Source organism: Sphingomonas sp. (assembly GCF_035490575.1).
Lineage (GTDB): Bacteria > Pseudomonadota > Alphaproteobacteria > Sphingomonadales > Sphingomonadaceae > Sphingomonas.
Genome location: NZ_DATJLI010000174.1, coordinates 1 through 2,856 on the forward strand (window position 1 = coordinate 1; position 2,856 = coordinate 2,856).

The following is a 2,856-nucleotide window of genomic DNA, read 5'->3' on the forward strand; positions in this document are numbered from 1 at the left end:
GCGTTTCGCCCGACACGAATTGCAGGTCCCAGCGGCGGTCGCCGATCCAGCTTGCCGCGCGCACCATCGGCTTTAGTGCGGGTGCCGCGTCGAGCAGGCGGCGATAGGCCGGCGCCTGGGCATTCGCCCCCTCCCCCACCAGCAGCGGCAGGTTGGGCACCGCATCGGCGCGCACGGGTTCGAGCAGCGTGCCGCCCTCGTCAATCAGCATCAACTGACCATTATTCTGCCAGACGGCAGCCGGTGCGCGTTCGACCACGTCGATGACGATCGTGTCGGGCAGCCGCCGCGACACCCGTGCATCGGCGATCCAGCCATAGCGCATCAGCCGGTCGCGCACTTCGTCCAGGTCGACCAGCGCCATTGCGCGCGATTGCTGGTCGAGCGCGACGGCATAGACGGCCATGCGGTCCATGCGTTTCAGGCCCGTCACCTCGACCTGCTCGACGCGCAGGCCCGCGCGGCCCATCCCCTCGGCAATCGCGGTGCCGATCATGCCCGGCACGCCCAACAGCGCCGCGACCGCGATCGCAGCGGCGCCGATGATCAGCGCGAAGAACCAGCCGAATGTGCGGCGCAACGTCGTCTCCGACATCGGCAGCGCGGCAATCGCGCGGTCAAGGATCGACGCGCGCGGTTTGCGACCGCCGGGCTTGCGCTGGGGACCGGGTCGGCGCTGGGCAGTGCGGCGCTGCTGCATCCGGCTCATCCCTTCCCCACGTCCTGCATGGCCTCTTCAACGATCGCCTGCACAAGCTGCGGATAGCTCATACCGCGGTGACGCGCCTGTTCGGGCACCAGGCTGAGCGGGGTCATGCCCGGCTGGGTATTCACTTCCAGAAGGAACAACCCGGCGATCCCTTGCGTATCGTCCCAACGGAAATCCGACCGCGACGCACCGCGACAACCCAGCCGACGATGCGCCTCGACCGCGATCGCCTCGCACGCGGCGGCCACGTCGTCGGGGATGTCGGCGGGACAGACATGCTCGGTCAGGCCATCGGTATATTTGGCCTCGTAATCGTAAAAGCCCGCCTTGGGCTTCAATTCGGTCACGCCCATCGCGCGGTCGCCCAGCACCGCCGTCGTCAGCTCGCGCCCGCGGATGAACGGTTCGGCCAGCAATTCTTCGAACTCGCCCCATGGTCCCACGGCGTCACGGGCGATCGGGTTGCCGTAATTGCTCTCATCGGTGACGATGGCGACACCGACCGACGAACCCTCGTTCACGGGTTTCAGCACATAGGGTCGCGGCAGGGGGTCGCGCTCGAACAATGTCGCACATTTCACAACCCGCCCGCCGGGCATCGGGATGCCGTGCGGCACCAGCGCCTGCTTGGTCAGTTGCTTGTCGATGGCGATGACCGAAGTGGCGAGGCCGCTATGTGTATAGCGCAGGCCCATCAGGTCCAGCATCCCCTGAACGCTGCCATCCTCCCCCGGCGTGCCGTGCAGCGCGTTGAACACCAGATCGGGCTTCGCCGCCGCCAGCTTCGCCGCCACGTCGCGGCCCATGTCGATCCGCGTGACGCGGTGGCCCACGCTTTCCAGCGCGTCGGCGACCCCCGCCCCGCTCATCAGCGACACCTCGCGTTCGGCCGACCAGCCGCCCATCAGCACGGCGATGTGGAGGGGGGTTACGCTCGTCACTCAAATGCCCCCACGCGCTGGATTTCCCATTCCAGTTCGATGCCCGACGTTGCGCGCACACGGTCGCGCACTTCTTCGCCCAGCGCCTCGATATCGGCGCTGGTGGCGTTGTCCGTGTTGATGAGGAAATTGGTGTGCTTCTCGCTCACCTGCGCGCCGCCATGGCGCAATCCGCGACAGCCCGCCGCATCGACCAGTGCCCACGCCTTCTCCCCCGGCGGGTTCTTGAAGGTCGAGCCGCCGGTTCTGGTCCTGAGCGGCTGCGACGCCTCCCGCGCGGCGGCGATGCGGTCCATTTCCGCCTGGATCGCCGCCGGTTCGGCCGGTTCGCCGCGAAACGTCGCCGACACCACGACGCCGCCATCGGCCAGGCTGCTGTGGCGATAGGTGTAGCCCAGTTGGTCGTTCGACAGTGTGACCCGCTCCCCCGAACGCAGCACCACATCGGCCTCGACCAGCACGTCCTTGACTTCGCGGCCATAAGCGCCGCCGTTCATGCGGACGAAACCGCCGACCGTGCCGGGGATTGAACGCAGAAACTCGACGCCGCCGATCCCCGCATCGCGCGCGGTCGAGGAAACGAGGATACCGCTCGCCCCGCCGCCGCAGCGCAGCGTGGTTGCATCCAGCCACTCGACCCCGGCAAAGGCCTTACCCAGCCGCACGACCACGCCCGGCACGCCGCCATCGCGCACGATCAGGTTCGACCCCAGCCCCAGCGCCATGACCGGCACCGCCGGATCGAGCGCGGTCAGAAACGCCGTCAGGTCATCCGCATCGGCCGGCTCGAACAGCCACTGCGCCGGGCCGCCCGCCTTGAACCAGACCAGCGGCGCCAGCGGCGCACCCGGCGTCAGCCGCCCGCGCACCGCCGGCATTGCCGAATCAGGAGCAGCGGCCGCGTTCATTTCTTCGGCGTCCAGAAATCGAGCCACATCTGCCACGCTTCAAGATTGGCCTTGGCCGCCTTCGCCGACGCCGCCTGCGCGGCGGCCAACGGCTTGGCGGCCTGCATCATCTTGCTGCCCGCCTCGATCTGCGCGCGCTGGGCACGCAGGATTTCGCGCTGCATTTCGACGGCGGTGGAGAACCAGTCGCTCATGTTCGTGCATCCTCAATCGCGGCGGCGAGGTCCGCTGCCCATTTGGTGATGTCGCCCGCGCCCAGGCAGATGACCTGATCGCCCGGCGCGATCACACCCGCCAG

4 protein-coding genes are annotated in these 2,856 nt (G+C 68.2%); all 4 read right to left on the reverse strand.

Annotated elements, in window-relative coordinates; translation table 11 throughout:
- Nucleotides 1–700 (reverse strand): cell division protein FtsQ/DivIB (locus VL973_RS13315; protein WP_325284514.1); only part of this gene is annotated, 700 nt, incomplete at its 3' end.
- A gap of 5 nt (nucleotides 701–705) precedes the next feature.
- Nucleotides 706–1,650 carry a D-alanine--D-alanine ligase gene (locus VL973_RS13320; protein WP_325284515.1) on the reverse strand — a complete coding sequence of 315 codons (945 nt, stop codon included), beginning with the start codon at nucleotides 1,648–1,650 and terminating at the stop codon, nucleotides 706–708.
- Nucleotides 1,647–2,528, reverse strand: a complete 882-nt coding sequence (gene murB / locus VL973_RS13325) for a UDP-N-acetylmuramate dehydrogenase (RefSeq protein ID WP_414712251.1) — start codon at nucleotides 2,526–2,528, stop codon at nucleotides 1,647–1,649. The genes VL973_RS13320 and murB overlap by 4 nt, the downstream gene beginning before the upstream one ends.
- Before the next feature lie 26 nt (nucleotides 2,529–2,554).
- Complete coding sequence (locus VL973_RS13330; protein WP_325284516.1) at nucleotides 2,555–2,752, reverse strand: hypothetical protein; 198 nt, start codon at nucleotides 2,750–2,752, stop codon at nucleotides 2,555–2,557.
- Between the last annotated feature and the right edge of the window lie 104 nt (nucleotides 2,753–2,856).

What these genes read in the sequence shown, in the direction of transcription:
- murB (WP_414712251.1), bottom strand. Translation starts at nt 2,528, where the DNA reads ATGCCGGCGGTGCGCGGGCGGCTGACGCCGGGTGCGCCGCTGGCGCCG.
- VL973_RS13330 (WP_325284516.1), bottom strand. Translation starts at nt 2,752, where the DNA reads ATGAGCGACTGGTTCTCCACCGCCGTCGAAATGCAGCGCGAAATCCTG.